The sequence below is a fragment of the uncultured Psychromonas sp. genome, from assembly GCF_947489755.1.
Classification (GTDB): domain Bacteria; phylum Pseudomonadota; class Gammaproteobacteria; order Enterobacterales; family Psychromonadaceae; genus Psychromonas.
This window is the reverse complement of sequence record NZ_CANLFB010000016.1, coordinates 64,389-88,825: the sequence shown is the minus strand read 5'-3', so window position 1 is coordinate 88,825 and position 24,437 is coordinate 64,389. Positions and strand designations below refer to the sequence as shown.

At 34.8% G+C, this 24,437-nt stretch carries 27 protein-coding genes; 19 read left to right on the top strand and 8 right to left on the bottom strand.

Annotation, left to right across the window (positions count from 1 at the left end; translation table 11 throughout):
* Positions 1-28: 28 nt before the first annotated feature.
* From Q0794_RS10745 to Q0794_RS10735, 3 genes are all read left to right on the top strand, one after another.
* Positions 29-541 (top strand): TRAP transporter small permease, encoded by a 513-nt coding sequence (locus tag Q0794_RS10745; RefSeq protein WP_298941759.1) that lies wholly within the window; start codon positions 29-31, stop codon positions 539-541.
* Positions 538-1,818 carry a TRAP transporter large permease gene (locus Q0794_RS10740; RefSeq protein WP_298941757.1) on the top strand — a complete coding sequence of 427 codons (1,281 nt, stop codon included), beginning with the start codon at positions 538-540 and terminating at the stop codon, positions 1,816-1,818. Before Q0794_RS10745 ends, Q0794_RS10740 begins: the two co-directional genes overlap by 4 nt.
* 242 nt (positions 1,819-2,060) lie before the next feature.
* A complete protein-coding gene (locus tag Q0794_RS10735; protein ID WP_298941755.1) occupies positions 2,061-2,594 on the top strand; it encodes a hypothetical protein in 534 nt (177 codons plus the stop codon).
* Between the two features lie 146 nt (positions 2,595-2,740).
* Here the strand turns inward: Q0794_RS10735 and Q0794_RS10730 are convergent, their stop codons facing one another.
* Positions 2,741-3,508 (bottom strand): DNA/RNA non-specific endonuclease, encoded by a 768-nt coding sequence (locus Q0794_RS10730; protein ID WP_298941753.1) that lies wholly within the window; start codon positions 3,506-3,508, stop codon positions 2,741-2,743.
* Positions 3,509-4,410: 902 nt separating this feature from the next.
* On the opposite strand from Q0794_RS10730, the gene Q0794_RS10725 reads away from it, so the two are divergent.
* Entirely contained in the window at positions 4,411-6,063 is a 1,653-nt protein-coding gene (locus tag Q0794_RS10725) for a GGDEF domain-containing phosphodiesterase (protein ID WP_298941752.1), read from the top strand.
* A gap of 130 nt (positions 6,064-6,193) precedes the next feature.
* Here Q0794_RS10725 and Q0794_RS10720 read toward each other — a convergent pair whose 3' ends face one another.
* Positions 6,194-6,832, bottom strand: coding sequence for a hypothetical protein (locus Q0794_RS10720; RefSeq protein ID WP_298941750.1), 639 nt, complete (start codon positions 6,830-6,832; stop codon positions 6,194-6,196).
* Positions 6,833-7,229: 397 nt separating this feature from the next.
* Between Q0794_RS10720 and Q0794_RS10715 the strand changes: the two genes are divergently transcribed.
* The 3 genes from Q0794_RS10715 to Q0794_RS10705 all read left to right on the top strand — a co-directional run bounded on the left by Q0794_RS10715 (position 7,230) and on the right by Q0794_RS10705 (position 9,179).
* Positions 7,230-7,703, top strand: coding sequence for a Dps family protein (locus tag Q0794_RS10715; protein WP_298941749.1), 474 nt, complete (start codon positions 7,230-7,232; stop codon positions 7,701-7,703).
* Positions 7,704-7,830: 127 nt separating this feature from the next.
* Entirely contained in the window at positions 7,831-8,493 is a 663-nt protein-coding gene (locus Q0794_RS10710; RefSeq protein ID WP_298941747.1) for a YoaK family protein, read from the top strand.
* A gap of 56 nt (positions 8,494-8,549) precedes the next feature.
* On the top strand, positions 8,550-9,179 hold the full coding sequence (locus tag Q0794_RS10705) for a LysE family translocator (protein ID WP_298941746.1): 630 nt from the start codon (positions 8,550-8,552) through the stop codon (positions 9,177-9,179).
* A 79-nt stretch (positions 9,180-9,258) separates the two neighbouring features.
* Here the strand turns inward: Q0794_RS10705 and Q0794_RS10700 are convergent, their stop codons facing one another.
* Both Q0794_RS10700 and Q0794_RS10695 read right to left on the bottom strand, forming a co-directional pair.
* A complete protein-coding gene (locus Q0794_RS10700; protein ID WP_298941745.1) occupies positions 9,259-10,263 on the bottom strand; it encodes an LLM class flavin-dependent oxidoreductase in 1,005 nt (334 codons plus the stop codon).
* A 289-nt stretch (positions 10,264-10,552) separates the two neighbouring features.
* Positions 10,553-11,308 (bottom strand): siderophore-interacting protein, encoded by a 756-nt coding sequence (locus Q0794_RS10695; RefSeq protein WP_298941743.1) that lies wholly within the window; start codon positions 11,306-11,308, stop codon positions 10,553-10,555.
* Between the two features lie 130 nt (positions 11,309-11,438).
* Between Q0794_RS10695 and Q0794_RS10690 the strand changes: the two genes are divergently transcribed.
* From Q0794_RS10690 to Q0794_RS10670, 5 genes are all read left to right on the top strand, one after another.
* Positions 11,439-11,864 (top strand): MarR family transcriptional regulator, encoded by a 426-nt coding sequence (locus tag Q0794_RS10690; protein WP_298941741.1) that lies wholly within the window; start codon positions 11,439-11,441, stop codon positions 11,862-11,864.
* Between the two features lie 316 nt (positions 11,865-12,180).
* Positions 12,181-12,804 carry a MarC family protein gene (locus tag Q0794_RS10685; protein WP_298941739.1) on the top strand — a complete coding sequence of 208 codons (624 nt, stop codon included), beginning with the start codon at positions 12,181-12,183 and terminating at the stop codon, positions 12,802-12,804.
* Between the two features lie 287 nt (positions 12,805-13,091).
* Positions 13,092-13,493 carry a phosphate-starvation-inducible PsiE family protein gene (locus Q0794_RS10680; protein ID WP_298941737.1) on the top strand — a complete coding sequence of 134 codons (402 nt, stop codon included), beginning with the start codon at positions 13,092-13,094 and terminating at the stop codon, positions 13,491-13,493.
* 63 nt (positions 13,494-13,556) lie between these two features.
* The gene (locus Q0794_RS10675; protein WP_298941735.1) at positions 13,557-13,802 is read left to right on the top strand and encodes a Rho-binding antiterminator; all 246 of its coding nucleotides are present in this window, start codon (positions 13,557-13,559) and stop codon (positions 13,800-13,802) included.
* Positions 13,803-13,805: 3 nt separating this feature from the next.
* Positions 13,806-14,582: a hypothetical protein gene (locus tag Q0794_RS10670; protein WP_298941733.1), complete on the top strand. Its 777-nt coding sequence runs from the start codon at positions 13,806-13,808 to the stop codon at positions 14,580-14,582.
* 68 nt (positions 14,583-14,650) lie between these two features.
* Here the strand turns inward: Q0794_RS10670 and Q0794_RS10665 are convergent, their stop codons facing one another.
* The gene (locus Q0794_RS10665) at positions 14,651-15,520 is read right to left on the bottom strand and encodes an OmpA family protein (RefSeq protein WP_298941732.1); all 870 of its coding nucleotides are present in this window, start codon (positions 15,518-15,520) and stop codon (positions 14,651-14,653) included.
* A 125-nt stretch (positions 15,521-15,645) separates the two neighbouring features.
* Between Q0794_RS10665 and rnt the strand changes: the two genes are divergently transcribed.
* Together rnt and Q0794_RS10655 are read left to right on the top strand one after the other, a co-directional pair.
* Positions 15,646-16,254, top strand: coding sequence for a ribonuclease T (rnt, locus tag Q0794_RS10660; protein ID WP_037048513.1), 609 nt, complete (start codon positions 15,646-15,648; stop codon positions 16,252-16,254).
* A 287-nt stretch (positions 16,255-16,541) separates the two neighbouring features.
* The gene (locus Q0794_RS10655) at positions 16,542-16,910 is read left to right on the top strand and encodes a fibronectin type III domain-containing protein (protein WP_298941727.1); all 369 of its coding nucleotides are present in this window, start codon (positions 16,542-16,544) and stop codon (positions 16,908-16,910) included.
* Between the two features lie 124 nt (positions 16,911-17,034).
* Here Q0794_RS10655 and grxD read toward each other — a convergent pair whose 3' ends face one another.
* Positions 17,035-17,367, bottom strand: a complete 333-nt coding sequence (grxD, locus tag Q0794_RS10650) for a Grx4 family monothiol glutaredoxin (RefSeq protein WP_298941726.1) — start codon at positions 17,365-17,367, stop codon at positions 17,035-17,037.
* Between the two features lie 208 nt (positions 17,368-17,575).
* On the opposite strand from grxD, the gene sodB reads away from it, so the two are divergent.
* Complete coding sequence (gene sodB / locus Q0794_RS10645) at positions 17,576-18,160, top strand: superoxide dismutase [Fe] (RefSeq protein ID WP_025563679.1); 585 nt, start codon at positions 17,576-17,578, stop codon at positions 18,158-18,160.
* A gap of 253 nt (positions 18,161-18,413) precedes the next feature.
* Here sodB and cysZ read toward each other — a convergent pair whose 3' ends face one another.
* Complete coding sequence (cysZ, locus tag Q0794_RS10640) at positions 18,414-19,193, bottom strand: sulfate transporter CysZ (protein WP_298941722.1); 780 nt, start codon at positions 19,191-19,193, stop codon at positions 18,414-18,416.
* Positions 19,194-19,401: 208 nt separating this feature from the next.
* Here cysZ and zipA point away from each other — a divergent pair, with 208 nt between their 5' ends.
* The 3 genes from zipA (at position 19,402) to Q0794_RS10625 (ending at position 22,845) form a co-directional block, all read left to right on the top strand.
* Entirely contained in the window at positions 19,402-20,328 is a 927-nt protein-coding gene (gene zipA, locus Q0794_RS10635) for a cell division protein ZipA (protein ID WP_298941720.1), read from the top strand.
* 90 nt (positions 20,329-20,418) lie between these two features.
* Positions 20,419-22,434: an NAD-dependent DNA ligase LigA gene (ligA, locus tag Q0794_RS10630; protein ID WP_298941718.1), complete on the top strand. Its 2,016-nt coding sequence runs from the start codon at positions 20,419-20,421 to the stop codon at positions 22,432-22,434.
* Positions 22,435-22,584: 150 nt separating this feature from the next.
* Positions 22,585-22,845: a DUF5062 family protein gene (locus tag Q0794_RS10625; RefSeq protein WP_298941715.1), complete on the top strand. Its 261-nt coding sequence runs from the start codon at positions 22,585-22,587 to the stop codon at positions 22,843-22,845.
* A gap of 85 nt (positions 22,846-22,930) precedes the next feature.
* On the opposite strand, the gene dsbB is transcribed toward Q0794_RS10625, so the two are convergent.
* Positions 22,931-23,449 (bottom strand): disulfide bond formation protein DsbB, encoded by a 519-nt coding sequence (gene dsbB, locus Q0794_RS10620; RefSeq protein WP_298941713.1) that lies wholly within the window; start codon positions 23,447-23,449, stop codon positions 22,931-22,933.
* 221 nt (positions 23,450-23,670) lie between these two features.
* Between dsbB and fadR the strand changes: the two genes are divergently transcribed.
* Entirely contained in the window at positions 23,671-24,381 is a 711-nt protein-coding gene (gene fadR, locus Q0794_RS10615) for a fatty acid metabolism transcriptional regulator FadR (protein ID WP_025563691.1), read from the top strand.
* Positions 24,382-24,437: the final 56 nt, after the last annotated feature.

The window sequence follows — 24,437 nt, the reverse complement described above, 5'->3', positions numbered from 1 at the left end:
GCAAACAAAGAATAATGAGGTGAGTGGTATGCCTGATACAGAAAAAGCTGTGCTAGAGAATAAAGTCGAAGGTGTAATGAACAAAATAAGTAGCATATGTGGCGTGACATTGCTGGTATTAATGTGTGCTTTGATTTTATTACTCGGAGTTAACATTTTCTTACGATATAGCTTCGACTCACCGATTGCTTGGTCTAATACTATATCAAGATACATTTACATCATTATTGCATTAGTAGGTAGTGCTATTGCTTATACACAACAGAGCCATGCTCGAATTGATATTCTATACGACAGAGTCGGGCCTAAGACGAAAAAGATTTTCGATTTTTTTCACTGCATTATTATGATGGCACTTTGCATTATTTTTATCGTGGTTGGTAGTCAACATGCGGTAACGATGTGGCCTGTGCATCCACCTATTATCCCTTGGCTTCCTATTGGTAGTATCTATTTATCTGTTCCAATATTTGCTTTTTTGATTTTTCTTTATTTATTAACAAAAATGATTTCAATTTTTAGCAAACGGAGTGCTTCATGACTTTTATTTTTTTAATGATCCTTTGTTTTATTTTGCTGATGGCAATTAGAATACCTATTCCTTTTGCATTGCTTGCGTCAACACTTGTTTACTTCATTGGAGCTGATATTCCTCTCAGTATTATGGTGGTTCGATTATTTCGTTCTTTTGATTCATTTGTACTCTTAGCCATTCCATTCTTTATTTTAGCTGGCAAAGTCATGGCTGAATCGGGTATTAGTGATCGTATTATCCGTTTAGCTGATTTAATAGTAGGGCGTGTTAAGGGCAATCTTGCTTATGTGAATATTGTAGTCAGTATGTTTTTTGGCGGTATTACTGGTACTGCTATTTCAGATACGACGGCGGTTGGTTCTGTAATGATCCCGGCGATGACTAAAGCGGGTTATAAAAAAAGTTTTAGTGCCGCAGTGACTGCCGCATCCTCAACGATGGGACCAATTATTCCCCCTAGTTTAATGTTTATTCTGTATGGATCAATTGCTCAAGTTTCTATTAAAGATATGTTTTTAGCGGGTGCTATTCCAGGTGTTATGGTGGGACTTGCTCAAATTATCGTTGTTTGGTTGTATGGTCGTAAAAATGATTTACCAAGAAGAGAAGAAAAAATAACACGTAAGCAAGGTTTCGATATTGTAGGGGGAGCTTTTTACGCAATGTTACTGCCTGTTATTATTCTTGGTGGTATTTTAATGGGGATTGTGAGCCCGACAGAAGCTGCTGTAATTGCAGTGTTTTATGCTATTTTTATAGCAATTTTTGTCTATCGATCTTTAACTTGGAAAAGGTTAATGGGAGCCATTAGAGAATCAACCGTTGAGACAGGTAGTGTGTCAATCATCATTGCAGCAGCAGGTATTTTTGGCTGGGCATTATCTAATGAACAGTTGCCGATGATCTTTGCAGAGTACTTAGTAGAAAATATTGAATCAACTTGGTTAATTTTATTACTTATCAACGTTTTATTATTTTTTCTGGGCATGTTTATGGATTCGATTCCTGCCTTGATGATAGTGACACCTGTATTACTACCGGTGTTTGACATGTTAGGTATTGACCCATTACATGCGGGTATTTTCATGTGTGTTAATTTAATTACAGGTCTGGCAACACCCCCCGTAGGTTGCTGTTTGTTTGCGTCATCAATTATATCAGGTGAGTCGATGGAAAAAATTAGCCGAGCAATATTGCCGTTTATTCTAGCTAATGTGATTATTGTTTTATTGATTACGTATATTCCTTGGATAACACTATTTTTACCCTCATTATTTAATTAATTTAAACCTGATTGATGACAATCTCCTATTAAATGGTTGGCTATATTAATTTTAGCCAACCATTTTTGCTGCTTATTTAATGGTTTTATCAATATTTTTTAATTAAACTAATCATAAGTAATTCAATAAGATATTTTTGTTTTGATCATAAAACACCCAAATCATGAATAAAAGACTAGTAAAATATTAAGTATTAGAAGTAGAATCCAAAAAAATTATTAAATGCACATATGGATTATTTTATGAAGTCACCAATACGTATTATTTTATTAACGAGCATATTAAGCACTGTTGTTGGTTGCACGACTGCTCCACCTACCTTTGGTGAGCGTATGCTTATGGAAGGTGAGTCTCGTGTTCAAATAGCTGAACAATGGGAAGCAGGGCAGAAGGATTTAACTAAGGGTGAGGCAACATTATCAAGCGGTCAAAAACTAGCAGATAAAGGTCGCTCTTATTTAAGTAAAGGTGAAAAATTAGTTGCCTCTGGTAATGTTAAAATACAAAAAAATAAGTTAGATTATCAAACCCTTTCTCAAACAGTTGTTGGCGTTGAATCTGCGGATCTTGCATTGAAGCGAGTGGCTAAACTAAAAGTTATTGCTAACGATTGGGAAGACGGTGAAGATAATTTGATTGAAGGTAATAAACTCATTAAACGCGGCAAAGCCAATATTGTTGAAGGTGAAGCGAATATTGAGAAAGGCCAGAAGTTGATTACATCAGGTAACGCTAAAATGCAATCTGCTGAGAGCCTTTACCGAACTCAAGGCTAGTCAAACGTTATTCAGAACATATTTGAATGACAGATAAAAGTCGATTATGCTTTCTTTAGTTTTAATATTCAGACTAGCGCCACAATGGAAAGCTAGTCTGATTTGACACCATAAATAACGTTAATCAATGATTAACGTTATTTATATCAACTACAACCTAAACTTGTTGTTAGACCGCCTATTTGACCTTCAACTGAGCTTTCTTTATAAGAAGCTAAAGAAGGCATAATATCTAAACCAGATCGCTCTTCTACTTCATCAATTGTTACCTCGGTTGTACAAAACTCATCAGCACGCGCTGCGCTTTGTTCCATAATAAAGGCTGATGCTTCAACCCAACCATCAACATCGCTGATGACCACTTTAAAGTATCCACTAGGAATAGTATGGTTTTCATCCGCGGCAGGTAATGTTCCAAAGGTCGATTCATATAATGGTCCGCTGACGACATAAACATCTTGCCCATCTGACACCATCGTTCTAACGGCACTTTCCAAATCAACCCAAGGACCTTGATTGAGGGTTGATGATTGAGGCGTGATATTAGATAAGTAGTTTAACATCGCCCAGTCATCGTTATTGCTGAATGACGCTAAAGGAACTTGATGACCTCTATCTGTTGCGAGTATGGCATTGGCATCGGTGTAATCATCAGGTTCTAATGTGTCATTTGAGTCCAAATCAGGGTCTGCTTTCCAGTAACGAGACCTTGTTGGTCCATTAATTGTTTCGCTGGTTACATTATAAGCGACCCAATCTGCAAACTTGGTGGTTGCATTATTACTTAATGTATAGATTGAACGTTCTATCTCTTGTCCAGAGGCACCTGTAGGGCAGTCATATACACAATTGTCAGCTAAGCTTACAGAGCTCCACAGAGAAGCGATAAGTAACGTGGTTGTTTTGAATTTCATAGTATTTCCTTATAGATAAATTAATTCGAACTTATTAATACACACAAAATGTGCCAAATATATTACAAAAGGGTAAATGCTTAATTGAGAAGGGGTGTAGAAGTAAGTAGTTGAAAATAAATGGGTAAAAAATAAACTAAAGCACTTGTTTGGTGTTTTTTGCACCAGAGGAGTGCATAAAATATAAGTGATTTGGAACGTAACATAGTGAACAAATTACATGATAGAAATATGTCATGATGAAATGGATAAAGGTCGATAGTAGGTAACTCGTGAGTTTTCAATTTATTGATATCAATAAAGGAATGGTGGTTCCTAAGTAGGCCGATAAAGTGGCTGCATATTTAATCTATGAAAAATTAGATTGTCTGATGAGCGACTAGCGGTGAATTGATTATGTAAAGTGGAATAATTTGAATATAGATTTATATTTAACCTCAATTCTGGTTTTATTTAACGTCACTTGGTTCAATTAGTTCTACTGTGCTATCAGGACAAGTGAACCATTTTACCTAAGACTATTAAAAAGCAAATTGTAGCTAACTTTAATCAACCTAGTTTTACATCGTTAGCGTTGTCTCATCGAACACCTGAATGTTTAAATATTCTTGATTATGCTATCCAAATTACAAAATAGAATACGAACATATTTGACGATTATGAAGTGCTTTTTTAATAACTTTAGATAGTTTGAAAATATGATCATTAAATGATTATTTGAAAGGAAGGGCTATGAAGTGAGCCGAAAATAACCTTAATGGTCTCTTTACCTAATTTGATTAAAACCTGCTAGAACCATTACCATCTTGATTTACTCATTTTTGGTATTCCTTAATGAGGGTAAAATTGATTTTATGTTATACTAATAATGTATAAAAATTTTATAGGTTATTAGAGGTTGTATGACAGATAAAACAAAAGCATTACTCGCTTCATTGACAATATATAATGGTAACATTCTTACCGTTAAAGGTTGTAATGCTAGTTTTACAGAAATGTTAGGTTTTTCTGAATCTCAAATTAAGCATGTCCCATTAGCGGATAAGTTAGTGTTATGTGATGAGTCTTCTTTTTTAAATTTAGATGATTTATTTAACATGGCAATGAATACCCCTGACGGTGTTTTTACTTCAGCTAAAATGTTTAACAATTTACATTATGCGGTGAGTGTTAAATTACATTGCGTGCATGAAGAAAATGAAACGTTTAAGCTATATTTTTCTGTGTTAGAAAACAAATCACTCGATCCTATCTCTAAATTACCCAATGGTTGGGCATTATCTTCTCGTATTAATTATCTATTGAGTAATGAAAAGCTCACTTTAAAAAATATGATATTAATCATTTTGGAAGCGGATAACTTTTCAACGATTAATTACCGCTATGATTATGATATAGGTGATCAGTACTTAGTATTATTAGGGAAGCGCTTACAGGGTATGGTTAAAGGCTTTGGTTTCGTCATCCGTTTTTCAAATGCAAAATATGCGATTCTAATAGAAGATTATGAAAGTCTCCCTCATAATATATTATACAATCGCATTGAATTGATTTGTCAAAACTTATGCTTGGAGCTTGCTAAACCAATCGCTATCTCTGATGAACTGCAAATAACCAAGTCTTTTAGTATTGGTGTGACTTCTCCTGGATACCATTATAATTGTTACCATGCGATGGAAATCGCAGCTGAAACCGAAAAAGAAAAATCTAAAAAATACAGTATTAATAAGTTTTTTATCGCCTCGTCTGAACCTGCTGCGGAATTGCTTACACGAAAGCTAATTATTGAGGCTTTACCTGAAGCTATAATGAAGAACCAAATTGAAGTTCATTATCAACCTCAATTTGATATGAAGACGAGGGAATTAATTGGCCTTGAAGCTTTGTCTCGTTGGAATGATGATACTTTAGGTTGCGTTCCCCCTAATATTTTTGTTGGGATTACTGAAGACATTGGACTACATTTCGAGTTCGATTTATGGGTGTTTGAAAAAGTATGTACTCAAGTCATTGCATGGCAGCATCAAAATATTCATGTGCCACGTGTTGCCATCAACATCTCATTTAAAACAATGGAAATGACAACGTTCATTGACCGCATTAAATATATTTTAAAAAAGACCGCTTGCCCTACTCACTTTATTGAGTTGGAAGTCACTGAAACGAGCTCAATTAATAATATTACAATGCTTGCTGATAATATGTCACAGGTTAAAGACTTAGGGATACATATTGCCATAGATGACTTTGGGACAGGTTATTCTTCATTGAGTTTAGTGCGTACTTTTCATTTATCATTAGATAAATTAAAACTAGATCGTAGTTTAGTTGACAAGGTCTGCCACACTAAACTTGATAGAAACTTTATTGGACATATTATAGAGTTAGGTAAGATTTTAAACTTAACTGTATTGGCTGAAGGTGTTGAAACAAAAGAACAGTTAGATGCGTTAATTGAGCTCGGTTGTGATTATGCGCAAGGATATTACTTTTCTAAAGCGTTATCTTGTGACGATATCATCACGGTCATGAACGACCGTTACAGTACTTTATAATTATTTGAATACTTAATTTTAATACTTATCAGTTATTGAATCTGCCATATTTTAAATTTATAATTTTCTTATTAATAAGCGTTTAATAAATACTTAATTTATGACTTTTAGACTGCTTCATTATCAATAATCACTCTTTATATAGGGCGTCTAATTCACCATATTGAATATCTTTATTGACGCTATGCAAACAGCTTTGTGCTACCTTTAATACTATGTTCATATTTTCATAACATTTGCTTTCATTTTTGCCATAAGCTAAAAATGTTAGTGTTACTTGAAAACCCATTCCACCAGTATCTGGCTCATCTCCCAATGCTAAATAGCAGGTTGGAGAATGTGATAAAGCAATTGCACCCGCCTTAAAATTAGGCTTAATGGTTGATACCGACGTCAATATTTTATTGATAAGCCAATGAATACTCTTTTCTTGGCAGTTTTCTGGTATATCTCGAAATAAAATCATTAATCGTGCACTGCATTTTTTAGCGTATGGATATTGTTGATCTGTATTTTTATCTGCAGCATTAAAGACACAATCATTACTTTCAAGGGTTGAGGTAGGGCTGTTTATCCACTCAACTAATGAATAAAACTGTTCTACAAAATCCCATTTTTTAAAAGGAATGAGATCCTCTAACGAACTGCGTATTAATTTAGGCTGCTTTTTGAAATCGATATAAGCATTACTAGCATTTGATACCATGGTTGTCCAAGGGTGAGATCTTAGCGCGCTATCGTCAATCTGCTTGGAAATTAAAGCATCCATTATTATGGCCTTTTTATTGGAATCTACTGAAAGAAGTGCGATTCTAACAGTTAACTTAACATTGCTATATAGAATATAAAACGAATAGCAGAATAAAAATCTTACCGGTTAATAAATGATAAATAGCCTGAACTATTGATGCTTGAATTCAAGTAATTTGTGTATTGTCATCAGAAATAATATTGTTAAGTCTTTTCTAAGTGATCGTTTTGATTTGTATGTAAACAGCCTGAAAAATAGACATTATTTTGGTGTCACAGTGGTTGATGAATAAGTGTGAATCAAGTACTCTAATATTGTTAATTTGTCTTTAGGCAACTGTATTTTTACACAATTAATGTGGTATTTTTTATTGCCTAATAATTAGTGTTCACAATTATAAAAATGAGGAAATGAAATGGCTGATATAGATATTGGTATAAGCAAAGAAAATAGAGCGGAAATATCAGATGGTTTAAAACGACTATTAGCTGACTCTTACACGTTGTATTTACAAACGCATAATTTCCACTGGAATGTTACAGGTATGCAATTTCGTGAATTACATTTAATGTTTGAAGAGCATTACACTGAACTTGCTACAGCGGTTGATGATATTGCTGAACGTATTAGAACGCTTGATGTTCCAGCTCCAGGCACTTACAAAGAATTTGCAAAATTAAGTTCGATTAAAGAAGTTGACGGCGTGCCAAGTTCAGCTGAAATGGTTGATTTACTGACTAAAGGTCACGAACAAGTTATTAAAACATCGCGTCAAGTATTGAAAGTTGCGCAAGAAGCTGACGATGAGTCAACTGCCTCTTTAGTGTCTGACCGTATGCGTATACATGAAAAAACAGCTTGGATGTTAAGAGCGACTAAAACTGCATAATTAACAACTGCAGTTAGTTGACTACATTTATAGTTAGTATAGTTAGCTACAACGAAAAATAATAAAGGGAGTTTTGTTTACCTTGTTATTTTTCGTTTATTAAGCACAATCAGCCAAAGGGACTCACGTGATTTCAAAACTACCTCGTTGGGTTGAATATGGGTCGTTTGTGCTTGCTTTTGTTGCTGGCCTCGTTAATTCTGTGGGCTTATTAGGTTTTCAACATCAATCTGTTTCACATCTCTCTGGTACCGCAACTTTACTGGGTACAGGGCTTATCAATACAAACCTTTCAGATACCTTCCACTTAGTTTTTATTCTACTCAGCTTCTTAGCCGGTTCTGTTATTTCAGGATATTTTTTAAATGGTGGGTCGCTAAAATTAGGGCGTAACTACAGTGGGCTTCTTTCTCTCGAAGCAGTATTTCTGTTTGGGGCTATTTATTTTCTATCGAAAGACTCTGTTAATGGCCATTATTTAGCTTCCGCTGCTTGCGGACTACAAAATGCACTGGCGACAACTTACAGTGGGGCTGTTGTAAGGACAACACATGTAACGGGGATATTTACTGATATCGGTATTATGTTAGGCTCTAAATTAAGAGGTGAAGCTTTTGACAAAAGGAAGCTAACATTGCTGTCGTTGATTATTTTTGGATTTATTTCTGGTGGAGTGTTTGGTGCTTATTTCTTTAATTTATTGAAATTCCAAGCCTTATATATTCCTGCCACTATCTGTTTGTTGTTAGCTTTATCCTACTCAATTTATAATATAAAAGTGAGTCAATAATCTATTTCTGATCAGCAATGATAAATTGTTTAATGTATGCAAGGAGTTTGAATGTTATGGAACTGAACACGTTACTATTATTTATTATTTCAGCACTTTCTATCAATTTAATACCTGGCCCAGATGTTATTTACATCGTAACAACAACGATGAAAAGTAAAATGAAGTCGGGTATCGAGGCTTCACTGGGGTTGGGAGTTGGCTATTTAATTCATACTGTTGCCGCGGTATTAGGCCTTTCTGCATTAGTGTTGAGTTCTGCATTTTTGTTTACGGTTATTAAGTATTTAGGGGCGCTCTATTTATTGTACTTAGGGGTTAGTTCATTATTAAGTTGTTATCGTAACGATTCTAAATTAACCGCTGAAACATCTAATGAGCCACCTAACAATATTTTTAAACAGGGCGTTATTATTAGCGTATTAAATCCTAAGGTAGCAATGTTCTTTTTAGCATTTCTTCCTCAATTTATTGACCCTTCTGCGACCAATGCGACGACTGAACTACTTACCTTAGGTCTGTTATTTAGTGCCTTAGCGACAGGCTGTAATTTATTCTATGCGAGTTTAGGTAGTATTTTGTTTAGTAGTCCTAAAGCACAACAATACTCAAGAATATTAGAAGGGATCTCAGGTACTATTTTAGTGGGTTTGAGTGCGAAAATAGCGTTAACAAGCAATCGCTAATTTAAACTGTATTCAGCTACAGCCAACCTATTTGGTGACTGTAGTTGAACAATGAGTCTTATATGATGAGCATCATTGTTTATTCATTGCTACTTAATTGCTTCGCTTCCATTAATATCTCAAGTGCTCTATTGCGCTTTTCTGCATCATATAAATCATTGGTAAATATAAATTCATCAACGCCTAGCTGCTGCGCTATCATTTCTAATTTATGTTTTATACTGGCAGGGCCACCGGTGACGCTCAAACTTAAAAAGCTATCTACTTGTTGTTTCTCTTGCGCTGTCCATAACCCATCCATTGTTTTAACGGGAGGTGTTAGCCATAACTCTTTACCGCGCATGAGTGCTAATACACGCTGTTTTGATGTGGTTGATAGATAGTGTGCCTCTGCATCGGTTTCTGCAGCAACGAGGGGCAATGCGAGCATAAAGTAAGGTTGACTGAGCGTATTCGATGGTTTGAAGTTTTGTTTATATAAAGCCACTGCATCATGTAAAAAGCGCGGCGAAAAATGCCCAGCAAACACATAAGGTAAGCCTTTTTCCGCCGCTAATTGCGCACTGAATAAACTTGACCCTAATAACCAAATAGGCACATTAGTACCTTCACCTGGAATAGCTCTAATTCGACTGTTACTGTTATAGGGACCTAATAATTTTTGTAGTTCGCTGACTTCATTTGGAAAGTTCTCTGCTCGTCGCATGTCACTGTTTAAAGCTTGGCTTGTTATTGAGTCACTACCTGGCGCTCTCCCAAGTCCTAAATCGATTCTGCTAGGATATAAACTTTCAAGTGTTCCAAATTGCTCTGCGACCACTAACGTAGAATGGTTTGGTAACATGATACCACCTGAACCGACTCGAATACGCTCGGTCTTTCCGGCAATATGGCCTATTAATATCGATGTGGCTGAACATATTATACCCGGCATATTGTGATGTTCTGCTAGCCAGAAGCGGTTAAAGCCAAGTTGATCTGCTTTTTGTGCATATTTAACTGTTTTAGTGAGTGTTTCAGATGCGTTTGAGCCTTTTGTCATAGGCGCAAGATCTAATAATGAAAAAGGAATGTTTGATAACAAAATAGTACCTCTCAGTAAAATGTATATTGGATTGAAATACATTTTTATTGCCATTATTTACTTTATTTTTTGATTCAAAGTAAATTTAGATTCAAATAATAAGCTTTCTGTCAGTGGCTTTTTTAAGCTCAGTGTTTATACATACTGAGCTTATAGCGATTGTTTCGTTTTATAATCTAACTAAGTAACTAACTAACTAACTAACTAAGTAATCTCTACTGCATATAATTAGAGATGGGGGGCATAGAGGTCAATTCAAGTAGAAATGATTTTTTAAGTTGTGTTAAGTTTAATTTGCTTGTTGCAGGCGTTGTTCTTTATAACGCTCTGAGTTAAGGCCTTTCTTCCAATACCCGGACGCCACAATATTAACGCGAGATATTGCATACTGTTGATCAAACATTTTTTTAAGTTGGCTGACTAATCCTGCTTCTAATGCCATAAAAATAGTCGTCAATGATGCTGTTATGTTGAGGTTACTTAATGCTTTCTCCATTGCTTGATTTGGCGTATTAGTGACAACCCAGTTCACGGATCGTGTTGTTTCTAAATCAATAATATCTTGTTCAGAAGGGATATGGATAAAGGTATCAATTTTAGCTGTATTAGGAAGTTGTTGTAAGTAGCCTTTAATCGCATTAACTGAGGTTAAATCGCCTAATAATATGTAATGTGATTGACTAAAATCGTCCATTTTCTTAGGGCCTGGTCCTGCGATAGCTAAACTATCACCTTTTTGGGTTGTTTGTGCCCACTCTGTAGCAGGGCCTTGATGCATATTAATCACAAAATCTAATGTAAGTGCCCCTGTGTTAGGATCAACATCTCTAATGGTATAAGAGCGCATAGTTGCTGTTTTTAGGTCTAAATTAAGACTAGATTGTCCTTCTTTCGGTAGTAACACTTTGACATAATTACCTATGTAGTTGTGCTTTGAAACATCAGTAAATTCTTTAAATGCTTCTGACCCAATAACAATGCGTTGTAAGTGTGGTGTTATCTGTTGTGATGCTAATACTGTTGCTTGTCGAATTTGTCTGCTCATTTTTACCTACTTAGTCTTCATTCATATTGTTATTAGGTGTTATTGCAGTAATGTTTGCACTAACGCGAGTTGGTTGATAAAATCAACTATATCGAATTGATTGATATTGTCAACTACTTTAAGGTGCGAGATGAATACCGTTAAACCTATTGCTAATACATTATTTACACTGATGCAAAGCTATCGTGTCACGATACGTAAAGCTATTAATGCAAATGAACTTGGTTTGAATGCCATGCATGTAAGATGTTTGCATATTGTTGCAACAACTCAACGTTGTACTGCAAATGATATTGTTAATCAAACTCAGCGAGATAAAGCACAAATTGCTCGTTTAATTAAAGAGCTTATTACACTTAATTTAATTGTTAAGTGTGCAAGTGAAGAAGATAAACGTCGTTTTATTTTGTCTTTTACAACACAGGGAGATGTTCTTTTTAGCAAATTATTAGAAGCCGAACAGCAAGTTAATGCGTTAATGTGTAAAAATTTAACACCTCAACAGATTAAAGATTTCTTAAGTGTCGCTGCAATGATGAGTGAAAACCTAAAGTAGCTATTCTAAAGTAGTTATATAGTAGTTACATAGAGCCTCAATTAGCATATAAATAGATATTATTAATGAGGCACAATGTTGATAAGTGTCGTTATGCAAAGTTGCTAATTACAATCGCTATATGACGTCATTGACTATTCGAATGATGTTTAATAGTTTTATAGAATAATCATATAGAGTGATTAGACGAAGCTAAGCTAATGTTTATACGACAGGGCTCAATACTGTGTTTTGGTTTAACTCTGTATTGTCTCGTCATCGCGTTCGATAACAAATAAACTATTTCCAACTAACTGTTTATAAATAAAGGGCTTATATGGATGATTTGTACACGCAGCTGATAACTGTTTTTATGGGATTTTTCGCTATTATGAATCCTATCGCTAATACCGCTGCTTTTGTTGGGTTAGTAGGGCATAAAAGTCATGCTGAAAAAATACGTATTGCAGCAAGAGCGCTTTTTATTACCTTTGGTATTATTTTACTGTTCTCCATTCTTGGGAAAGTGATTTTCCATTTATTTGGCATTACACTTCCAGCATTAAGGATCGCTGGTGGTATTTTAGTCTTTTTAATTGGCTATCACATGCTAAACGGGTCTGGCTCTAAATTACACTCTCCTGAAAATAACGATGATTCTGATATCGCAGTTTCACCTTTAGCGGTGCCGCTTTTAGCTGGACCGGGAACGATTGCAACAGCGATGAATTACTCTGCTTCTGGTGGAACCTCGGGGTTAATTATTACCATCTCAGTATTTGCTTTTTTGTGCTTAATTACCTTTTTATGTTTTATTTTTAGTTCAAAAATTTTAGGTGTAATAGGAGATGGGGCGCTCAGTATTATTACTCGTTTAATGGGATTGATTTTAACGGTCATAGGGGTACAAATGTTAATCGAAGGGATAATTGGTGCATTTAATATTTCAGGTTTAGTTTAACAATCTATTAATTCAACTATTTCTCCTATAACTATTTTTTAGTTAATAAGGCATTTTGGGGTCAGCCTATATAGAAAGTATCTAATCAACACTATTAACATATTGATGTTACGTTGAAATTTGATATTGTGATCTCGGTCTTGAACTATTTACTATTGATTAGAAAAAGTTAAATCAGCCCTGTTAATCGGTTATTGGATAATTCGAATCGTGTTTAAAAGTAAAATAAGTACATCGCTAATCAATCAGCAGTTTATATGGACGTATATTTATATAGGAGAAATACTATGTTGAAGGTGAAAAAAGCGAGTTATAAGGCGTTGTCTTTAGTTGAGCATATTGCATTATTTACTATTGCTTTATTAACCGTTGTCGCAATGGCTAATGAGGTATGGATTGTATTTAAAAATTGGGAAGTAACGCTAGCTGATCTATTATTACTGTTTATTTATTTAGAAGTTTTTGCAATGGTTAGTTTGTATTTAAAATCAGGGCGATTACCGGTGAGAATGCCGCTTTATATTGCAGTCGTTGCACTTGCTCGTTATATGATTTTAGATATGAAAAATCTTGATACGTGGAGAATGTTAGGGCTATCTGCGTCAATACTCATTATTGTATTAGCGATTTTAGTCATTCGTTATGGCCATATTAAATATCCTTATGGTAGTTCAGATAAAGAGCTTTGATACGATGTTTATTATTATGCAGTTAAAGACGATACTTTTTGTTATGTCGTTAAAGGAAATGCGATGATAAGTTGCCATCAGTATGATTATATTGAAATCGTATGTATGTATCATTATCCCGTTAAGTTAACTTTAAAGTCAGGTCAAATTATCGAAGGTATTGCTTTAGATACCGCGCGTAATGACGCTCGTGAAGAGTGTATTAAGTTAGATGATAAAGGAGTGGCTGTTTATATTGTATTAAGTGATATTACGTTGCTCAGTGTGGATGTTGAAAATCCACATATTAAACAAGTGTCTTTTGTTTAATTGATGGTAATCGAACAGCTATTAGCTAATAAGACCACTTTATTAAACCAACAAGTTCTTGATGGTTACTTATTAGAAGTAAAAGAAACGACGCAATATAGATGGTTTGAATATGATGGAACGTCGATTCAATCGTTAATGTCTAAAGCTGCTCCAGAAAAAGTAATCATGCCAGTTTCTCAATCATTATTACTTTTTTTATTATTAGAGAATAACCCAACTAATATCCTTAGTTTAGGTTTAGGTGGTGCATCAATAGAGCGGGCATTAGTTTCTTTGCCTAATATCAAAATCACTGCTATTGACGCGTCACAACCTATTATTGATATGGCTAGGCGGTATTTTTATTTATCTAACTCTGTAGAGGTTTATTGCCAACAAGCTGAACAGTTTGTCGAAGAGACGACGATTCAATACGATGTGGTGTTATGTGATTTGTTTATAGGAGAAAGAAGCCCTGAATTTTTGTTTACTGCGCTTTTTTATAAGCAATTAAGTCAAATAACAAGTTGTAAAGCCGTTGTTTCTTTAAATATAAAAGCACAAAATAATGAACAACTTTTAAACATGTTATTTGCGATTAAAAAATACTTTCCCAATATCGCACTCATTGAGTTTGAAGATTATAGTAATATTGTGATCCTATGTAGTTATCAAACCATCCCTAATCAGTCAATATTACAACGCCGCTTACTTTCTTTTACTGACGTGGACTTAACAGGCTTGGATAAAACAATTGAGAAAATGTCTTATATTCCAAGCAATAAGGCAAAAATCTAATTATTGAGAATACATGATAAATGTCGACTATTAATTCGTTATTTATCATTAAGTGTTTATAAAGGTCGCTATATATCTTCTTTTTCTATCGAAATAACAACACGCCTATTCTCTTGCCTTCCTAGAATATTTCTATTGTCTGCGACATGATGCTTTTCACCAAAACCAGAGACTTTAATATTGTCATTATTAAATCCTAGTTCAGATAGATATTCTTTAATGGAATTTGCTCTTTTCTCAGATAATACTTGGTTAGTATTAGCACCACCATAACCGTCAGAATAACCGGCTACTAAAATAACATTGATAGATTTATCATGCTTGATGTAATCACCGATCATTTTTAAACGTTTTTTGGAAAATTGAGTAAGCAAAGAGCCATCTTTTTTATAACGTAAAATGCTGTATGAAATATCATCAAAATTATAAGGTAATAACTGGGAAATACAGTTGTTAAAATCATCGTAGCTTTTATTAAAGTTGATGGATGATAAACCAACACTCACCATTTGTTTATTATTATACCAATCATGAAAATAAAACGTGGGTACTTGTCCTCTTTCAAGTTCATTGAGCATTCGCCAAGCGCTTTGCTTAGTAACGTACCCATCAAATTGTTGATGGAATGTAATGGTGTCTATTAATTCTGGTGCTGATCCCGGATGCCATGCTGGTGGGACAGATTTTAATTGTACTACTTCAGTCGTTGGCATTGATTTTTTACTTTCTAGTCTAAAATCTAGATTGATTTTTTTGCTGGCTTTGGCGATGAAGTTAGCTTGTCCATATCGAGGAATAGGGTGCTCAAGTGTACATTGAATAGGCGTTGAGCTACTTAAATACCAATTAGAGTTTTCCATTCCTGCATGATACTGCTTATTTGCAGAAGTCGCTGGCATGGTGGTTACTATGAATATTAAAGGTAGTATTTTTTTCATAATGGCTCGATATTTTTAATCACTGTTGTTTATATCGGCAAGTGAGTAAATATCTTTAGTAAAATTATGAGGTTTTTCACGCTTTCTGGCATAATAATCACACTTTATTTTAACAGTGAGATGTAATGGATAACAAATTAGTAGATCGTTTTCGAGGTTTTTACCCGGTTATCATTGATATTGAAACTTCAGGCTTGGATCCTCAAGTCCATGCTATTTTAGAAATCGCGGCTATATTTCCTGAGATGGATGAGCAAGGGTACTTAAAAAGTGTCGATAAAATCCATTTTCATGTGATGCCTTTTGAAGGTGCAGAGTTAGACCCTAAAGCGTTAAGTTTCACTGGGATTGATCCTTTTAACCCTCTACGAGGCGCAATTGATGAACGTGAAGCATTAACTGAAATTTTTAAGAAGGTGCGTAAATATCAAAAAAACAACGATTGTAGTCGTGCTATCTTAGTGGCGCATAATGCATCGTTCGATCAAGGTTTTATTAATAAAGCGACGGAGCGTTGTAATTTAAAACGTGTTCCATTCCATCCTTTTGCTTCATTTGATACTGCAAGTATGGCAGCTTTAACGTTAGGACAAACCGTTTTAGCTAAAGCATGTGAAAAAGCAGGCGTAGATTACGATAACAAAGAAGCGCATTCTGCTTTATATGATACAGAAGTGACTGCTGAGTTGTTTTATTACATGGTAAATCGTTACAAGGCATTTGGTGGTTGGTAATTAAATCAATCACTTAAAGTTAAAACAATACCAAAAGTAGCAGTATTTTCATATAATAATACCTTTTATTTTATTATCAATATTTATGTTTTAGTGATATATTTTTTTGCAAATTAACTTTATATTTTTGAATGTTTTATAGATGAGTTTTAAAGTGAATCTTTTGCTACTAAGGTGGTCTATAAGTTTGAATTTTTTAACTGACTATTTTGTTTGTTGAAAATAGGTTAAATCGGTTAAAAAGGACTTGGTAGAAAATGATAAAAAATAAGTGCTATACGTTCATTGTGTCTGTATGTTTTGTTTCGTTACTAGGGTGTGCGGATGACAGCTCTAATTCAGTACAATCCAACAAGACTTATAACGACTCTTCAAATGAAAGTACTTCTGAAAGCACTGAAATTTTTGATGTATTAGAAGAATATGAATCTCTTGAAGTTAGGTGGGATGATTTAGCTGATAATGAAGAAGGCTTTCTTATTGAACGAAGCCTTGGTGGGGCAGACGAATTTGTTATACTCACTTCTGTCAATGCTAATCAAGTTAGTTATATTGATACAAATGTCTTATCTAATAACACTTATTGTTACCGTATTGGTGCATATAATAACAGCGGTATTGCTTACTCTGATATAAGTTGTAATGACGATCGTTAATTAATTCATTTCTTATAACGTGACCTCAAGTGTAGAAAAATATAGATAAAAGATAAAAACAGTTTTTAAAAAAAGGCCATATTAACATTGTTAATATGGCCTTTTTTGATAGAAGGTCGTTTTACTATTTAGCTGCTTCTGCTTTTTCTGCTGCAGCAGTGATTAACTCTTGTAATTCACCTTGCTGAGACATTTCTAAAATAATGTCACATCCACCGACTAATTCACCGTCTACCCATAATTGTGGGAAAGTTGGCCAATTTGCATATTTTGGTAGTTCAGCACGGATATCTGGATTTTGTAGAATATCAACATAAGCAAAAGGTTGTCCGCATTGCATTAACGCTTGCGAAGCTTGTGATGAAAAACCACAGCTTGGTAATTTTGGCGAACCTTTCATGTATAACAAGATAGTATTTTCGCTTAATTGTTCTTTAATTTTATCTAATGTTTCCATTATATTTCCTCTAACGATAGAATGTTATTAATTAATTGCACATTATAACAGTTGTATGCGTGCAATCTATCTATGAATTTGCGATTATTCTATCATAGATACAAAATGATCTAGATCAATCTTTGTGGTGGCTTTTTATTCATAAAGTAAGTATAAATGACCACTATAAAGTAAGATCCCCCCCCAGCCTTTATTAGGAGAATTTAAAATGGCTTTTGAATTACCAGCATTACCTTATGCAAAAGACGCATTAGAACCACATATCTCAGCTGAAACATTAGAATTTCACCATGGTAAACACCATGCAACATATGTTGCTAAACTAAACGGTTTAGTTGAAGGTACTGATCTTGCTGAAAAATCTTTAGAAGAAATCATCAAAACTTCTGAAGGTGGCGTTTTTAACAATGCTGCACAAATCTGGAACCACACTTTTTACTGGAACTGTCTAGCACCAAACGCTGGTGGCGAACCAACGGGTGAACTTGCTACTGCAATTAATGCTAAATTCGGTTCATTCGCAGAATTCCAAGCAGCATTAAATGATAAAGCAGTGAATAACTTTGGTTCTTCTTGGACTTGGTTAGTTAAAAAAGCAGACGGTTCACTAGAAATCGTAAACACATCAAATGCAGGCACTCCATTAACAGAAGAAGGTACTACTCCTCTTCTTACTGTTGATTTATGGGAACATGCTTACTACATCGATTACCGTAACGTTCGTCCTAACTACCTAAATGGTTTTTGGGCACTAGTTAACTGGGAATTTGTAGCTAAGAACTTCGCTGCATAAGTTGATTGATAATGAATGATTAACTTTGGTTAATTTATTCGTTTTGAAAAAAGCCTATCGAGATATTATTATCTGATAGGCTTTTTTATTGTCTATTTTTATTGAGTCAAAAGTGTAAAAATCTTTGTATGTTTACAAAGCAAGACTCTACACAACACTAAACCTGTTTCTAAAGCTCATTACCATACGCTTATTAGCAAATGGTTAACTTAATGTTTTAGATATAAATAAATACAGTTTATATCGTCTTAAGTTATTCGATACGGTTGAGCGGGTTCTCTAACACTTCTCTCTTATAAATATCCACCCAAGCAGCCGTGGCGCCACAGACAGCAATTGGCATAATAATAAAGTTTACCAGTGGAATAGTGGTACAAAAACTGATAATCATGCCGAAGGTGATATTTTTACCAAAACGAGTAGCCAGTGTTTTTCTCATCGTAATAAAAGACACTTTATGATTATCAAATGGGTAATCTGCATATTGAATCGCCATCATCCAACCTGCAAAAATAAACCAAACTATTGGGGCAATGGTTTGTCCAATAACGGGAACAAAAAATAAAATAAGGCACCCCAGCATACGTGGTAAAAAATAAACCCATTTTTGGCATTCTCTTTTCAGTATACGTGGAAGGTCTTTAAATATATCTTGCCAACCATCATCATTTATTTGTGCATTGGTTAATAGAATTTCAGTTTTCTCTGCTAACAAACCATTGAACGGTGCTGCAATGAGATTGGCAATAGTAGAAAATATAAATGAAAAGGAAAATAAGATAGTAAAAATAATGATTGGCCATAATATGTAAGACAACCAACTTAAGAAGGTGGGTAATTCTTGCATGTAGGTTTCAATCCATGCTGTGATACTGGAAAATAAAAACCAAAATGCACTGGCAAAGATAAACACATTAATAAGTAATGGAATTAACACAAATATTCTAAGTTGTGGATGACTGAGTAGTTGAATACCTTTTAGTAAGTAGCCTAAACCACTTAAAGGTTGATCAATTATGTTTTTACTGTTCATTATTAAGCCTTCTTATTGATATATCTGATAATATTACCTTGTAGACAGTAAATATCAGCTAATAAATGCATTCTTTTATAAATTGAGTCGCCGTTTTATAAAAAAGTAGATGCAAACGATAGACGTACAGGGCGATACAGGGTAATTTATGAGTCATTAAATTATCTAAAATGAATCAAGTTATTTAAACAAATCAAGAGAATCAATAATGCAGCATTTTCAATCTATTCTTATTGTTATTGGCATTTTAGCTATTGCCGGTGTATCAATTCACGGTTTTTTATTAAACCGAAAAAATAAATTAGCATTAAAAGCTGAGCAACAAGCTGAATTAGATGAGCTAGAACGTGAAGAAGCTGAACTAGAAGAAGAAATTGATGAGTCTGAAGACGTTGATACTGAACGACCATTAACACGAGATTTTGATAGTGTTCCTTTTTCTTCATCTATAAAAGATGAAAAAGAGGAACTTGAACCTTTTGAATTTAAGCTTGATTCGAAAGCGAAAAGTGATAAAACTGAAAAAGTGCAATTAAATCAGGTTCAAGACAATGAAGTTATCACCTCTATTGATCAAGCTATCGCATTATCAGAAGATGATCTGCTAGCGACAGAACAACAAGCTAAAAATGAACGTTCATTAGAAAAAACTGAAAAAAAACCTATCGACGCTAAACCGAGCTCAGAAGGCAAGGTGGATAACGCATTAGAAGAGAATGACGAGCAAGTCGAATTGTTTATATTCAATGTAGCAGCAAAGGAAGGTAAACGTTTAGGTGGTCATGAGTTATTACAATTCTTTTTAACATCAGGATTCCGTTATGGCGCAATGAATATATTTCATCGCCATGAGCACTCAAATGGCACTGGGGAAGTATTATTTAGTATTGCTAATATGATGGCTCCAGGTACCTTTGATGTTGATTATATGGAACAATTCAACTCACCTGGTATTTCGTTTTTCTTTACCGCTCCGAATCATAAAATTAGCGTAAATAAATCCTTTGATATGATGTTAAGGGCGGTGGAGCAGGTCGCTGAAGAGTTCGATTGTGAAGTATTAAACGAAAAACGTGAACGGTTTACTCAAGAACAATTTATAGAATATCGTAAACGTTTAGAAAAATATAAATAAGTGTTGATAGTTAATATCAGCACTGACTTCCTAAGAGAGCCTCGTTTACGAGGTTTTTTTATTAGTAAAAACCAATAAGAGCAAAGATTCATGAGTAATAACAATAAAGTCGAACAACAAATACAACAGTTTAGTGAATTATTAGAAGAATATAATTATCAATATTATGTACAAGATGCACCTTCTGTCCCCGATGCTGAATATGACCGTATTTTTAAAGCATTACAACAACTTGAAACAGAACACCCTGAACTGTTGTCTGCTAATTCACCTACGCAAAAAGTAGGTGGAACCGCGTTATCTAAATTCGACCAAGTTACTCATCAATTACCTATGCTTAGTTTAGACAACGTTTTTGATTCAGAATCATTGAATGATTTCATGCAACGTGTAATGGATAAATCCATACTGACAGAAACGGCTTTTTGCATTGAACCAAAATTAGATGGTTTAGCTGCCAGTATTATTTATGAAAATGGCTTACTTATTCAAGCTGCTACACGAGGTGATGGTTTAACGGGCGAGAATGTCACTGAAAACGTTAAAACAATTTCTAATTTACCGCTCAAATTACGTGGTGAAAATATTCCTTCTTTGTTAGAAGTTCGCGGTGAAGTCTTCATGTTAAAAGCGGGATTCAATAAATTAAATGAAGGTTTAATTGCAGCGGGTGAAAAACCGTTTGTTAACCCTCGTAATGCGGCGGCAGGTAGTTTGCGTCAATTAGATTCTAAAGTAGCAGCGGCAAGACCTTTGGCTTTTTATTGTTATTCAGTGGGGGTATTTGAAGGTGACCTTGCTGATAGTCAGTACGCTAGAATCGAGCAGTTGAAAAATTGGGGCTTACCTGTTTCAAGTGAAGTGAAACGTGTTGTTGGTGATGATGCATGCCATGACTTTTACACTAATATTTCAGAAAAAAGACCTTCACTGGCTTATGAAATTGATGGTGTGGTTTATAAAGTTGATGATATTGCTTTGCAACAAAAAATGGGCTTTGTAGCTCGTGCACCACGTTGGGCAATGGCTTATAAGTTTCCTGCAGAAGAAGCGGTGACAACGGTTGAAAATGTTGAATTTCAAGTGGGTAGAACCGGTGCGATTACACCAGTTGCTAAATTAAAGCCTGTTTTCGTTGGTGGGGTTACCGTCTCTAATGCAACGTTACATAATAAAGATGAAATAGAACGTTTAGGCATCTTAATTGGTGATGTTGTTGTCGTTCGTCGTGCTGGTGATGTGATCCCTCAAGTTGCTAGAGTTGTTGTTGAACAACGAGATGCAACTAAAACAACAAAAATCCTTTTTCCTGAAACATGCCCTGTATGCGACAGTGACGTTGAACGTATTGAAGGGGAAGCGGTCACTCGTTGCACTGGTGGGTTATATTGTGAAGCCCAACGTAAACAAGCGATTAAACATTTTGCATCTCGCAAAGCGCTTGATATTGATGGTTTAGGCGATAAATTAGTCGACTTACTCGTTGACCATAATATGATCAAAGACCCATCGCAGCTGTTTTCATTAACGGTACAGCAACTCTCTAGTTTGCCTCGAATGGGAGAAACATCTGCTAAAAAATTAGTGAACAGTTTACAAATAAGTAAAAAAACGACCTTAGCGCGTTTTCTATATTCATTAGGTATTCGCGAAGTTGGTGAAGCAACTGCAGCCAACTTAGCACTTCACTATAAAACACTGCCTGCGATTAAAGAAGCAGGCATCGAATCATTGAAAAGTGTCAGTGATGTCGGTGAAATTGTTGCTAAGCATCTTTATTACTTTCTTCGTCAAGATCATAACTTAGAGGTTATTGAACAATTATTAGCGGCAGGTATACATTGGCCTGAAATCAAAGAAGTCGATGCTAGTGAATTACCATTGCTTGATAAAACGTTTGTGATCACAGGCAGTTTTGACGCTATATCTCGTAATGATATCAAAGCTGCATTACAAGCTTTAGGTGCAAAGGTCGCCGGGAGTGTGTCTAAAAAAACCAATACATTAGTTGCTGGCGCGGCGGCAGGTTCAAAGTTAGCAAAAGCGACTGAACTGGGTATTGAAATTTTAGATGAAAGTGCAATATTAACGCTATTAGGAAAATAGATGTTAATGAGTATTAAACAAGTAATATAATCAGTTCGTGTTGTATTGCTTGTCTGAAGTAAAATGTTGTAAGCCATTCACATAACTAACATTTATTTTGTGTATGATGAATTTTAATAGGTGCAATATAAGAACGTTTAAGGGATAGGTATGAAAAAAATTAAAAATGAATCTCAGTTATTACAGCATGCAACGAAATTGGGTACTGCTTATGCAATAAAAAGAGGTTATGTCGGTATCGATAGCACGACTTCTGCAAAGGATAAACAAGAATGTATTTATCGTTTATTAGTGCAAGATAAGTTGATCAATCCGCTGAATGAAGCTGATGAAAATACCGCTAATATACGTCATAAATTAGTGGTCTGGATAATGAAAAATTTACCTGCTGACCATTCACTTTTAAAATAACGATTAAATTATTATCGAAGACTGCACTACATTAACTTTTTTTAATTTAAGTAATAAGTGCAGTCTTTTGCTTTAGTGCATCGTCTTATTTGGTTTTAGCGGGTAATAACGCGGTAATTGCAATCACTATAAAGATAACAACATAGATAGCAAAGGTAACGATCAACCATTGTGGCATTGAGTAATCTAAAAAAGTCCAAACGATGTCAGAGCAATAACCTGTTGGGTTAAATAACCAAGGAAATAACTCATGCAATGGTAACCAACTTGGGAAGTTTGGATAAAAGTCACAAGTGGCAAAAGGCGATGGATTCATTTGATAGTCAGTATGCTCCATGGCTAATAATAGTCCCCAAATTGAACCTACGGCCCAAGTAGCAAAAGCAATAAGACGGACAAGCAGGTTGTGAGGTGCGCTCGCTCCAATTAAACCAGCAGCGACAATAGCAAGCATAGTAAGGCGCTCATAAACGCACATAACACAAGGTTCAAGTTGCATGACATGTTGGAAATAAAGTGCACATAATTCCATTGTTAATGCACTTGCTGCCAGCAATAACCAAGGCCAACGTTGTAATGAAAGTGGTTTTAAATTTGAAATCAATGGATTCTCCTAATAGAATATTTCAACTTAATAAGTGCTATTGTACCTCTTAAAAGTTCAATATAAACAGAGGATTACTGAGGAAAACTTAAATAATTTAAGTCACATGAAAAATTACACTCAATTTAAGCATTTAATGGTACTGTTTTTCTAAACAGTCATCGTTGAGTTGAATGAATATGTTAAGATGTCGCGATATGATATTGGAAAACCAGAATAACATGATAATGAAAGTTAAAGGCCCTGCTGATGTAGCAGAACAATACCTAATAGAGTCTATTTGGAACGGAACGATACCGATCCATTCCGAGTTACCTGCGGAAAGACTGTTAGCGGATAAAATAGGTGTCACTCGCACAACGTTACGTGAAGTATTGCAGCGATTATCGAAAGAAGGGTGGATTACCATCCGTCACGGTAAGGCAACTAAAGTTAATGATTTCTGGGAAACGTCAGGATTAAATGTTTTAAGTACATTAACGCGTTTAGATAAGGAACGTCGTGGCGATTTTATTGACCAACTAATGTCTGTAAGAACAAATATCAGTACGATTATTTTACGAATGGCTGCAAAACATAATAGTAAAAGTGTGATTGAATTTTTAAAAGATATTCCTGCCGTTGATGCGAGCAGTGAAGTTTTTACTGAATTTGATTATCGTTTTTATCATCATGTAGCCGTTTCATCGAATAATATGATTTACGTATTGATTTTAAATGGCTTGCAGGACTTATATCGTAAAGTCGGCATGTTTTATTTCTCCAACACGGAAGCAAAATTAATCGCATTATCATTCTATGCTGATATTAAAACAGTATTTGAAGAAGGTGATGGACAGCAAATTATGCAAATTGTACGCGACTCAGCCTTTGCCAGTGGCAAAATTTGGCTACGTTTACGTGATCAATTACCGGATAATTTTCTAGATTAAGAGCGTTTTATTTATTTTTATTATGCCATTAGGCATTTTTTATTTTTAGGGTTATT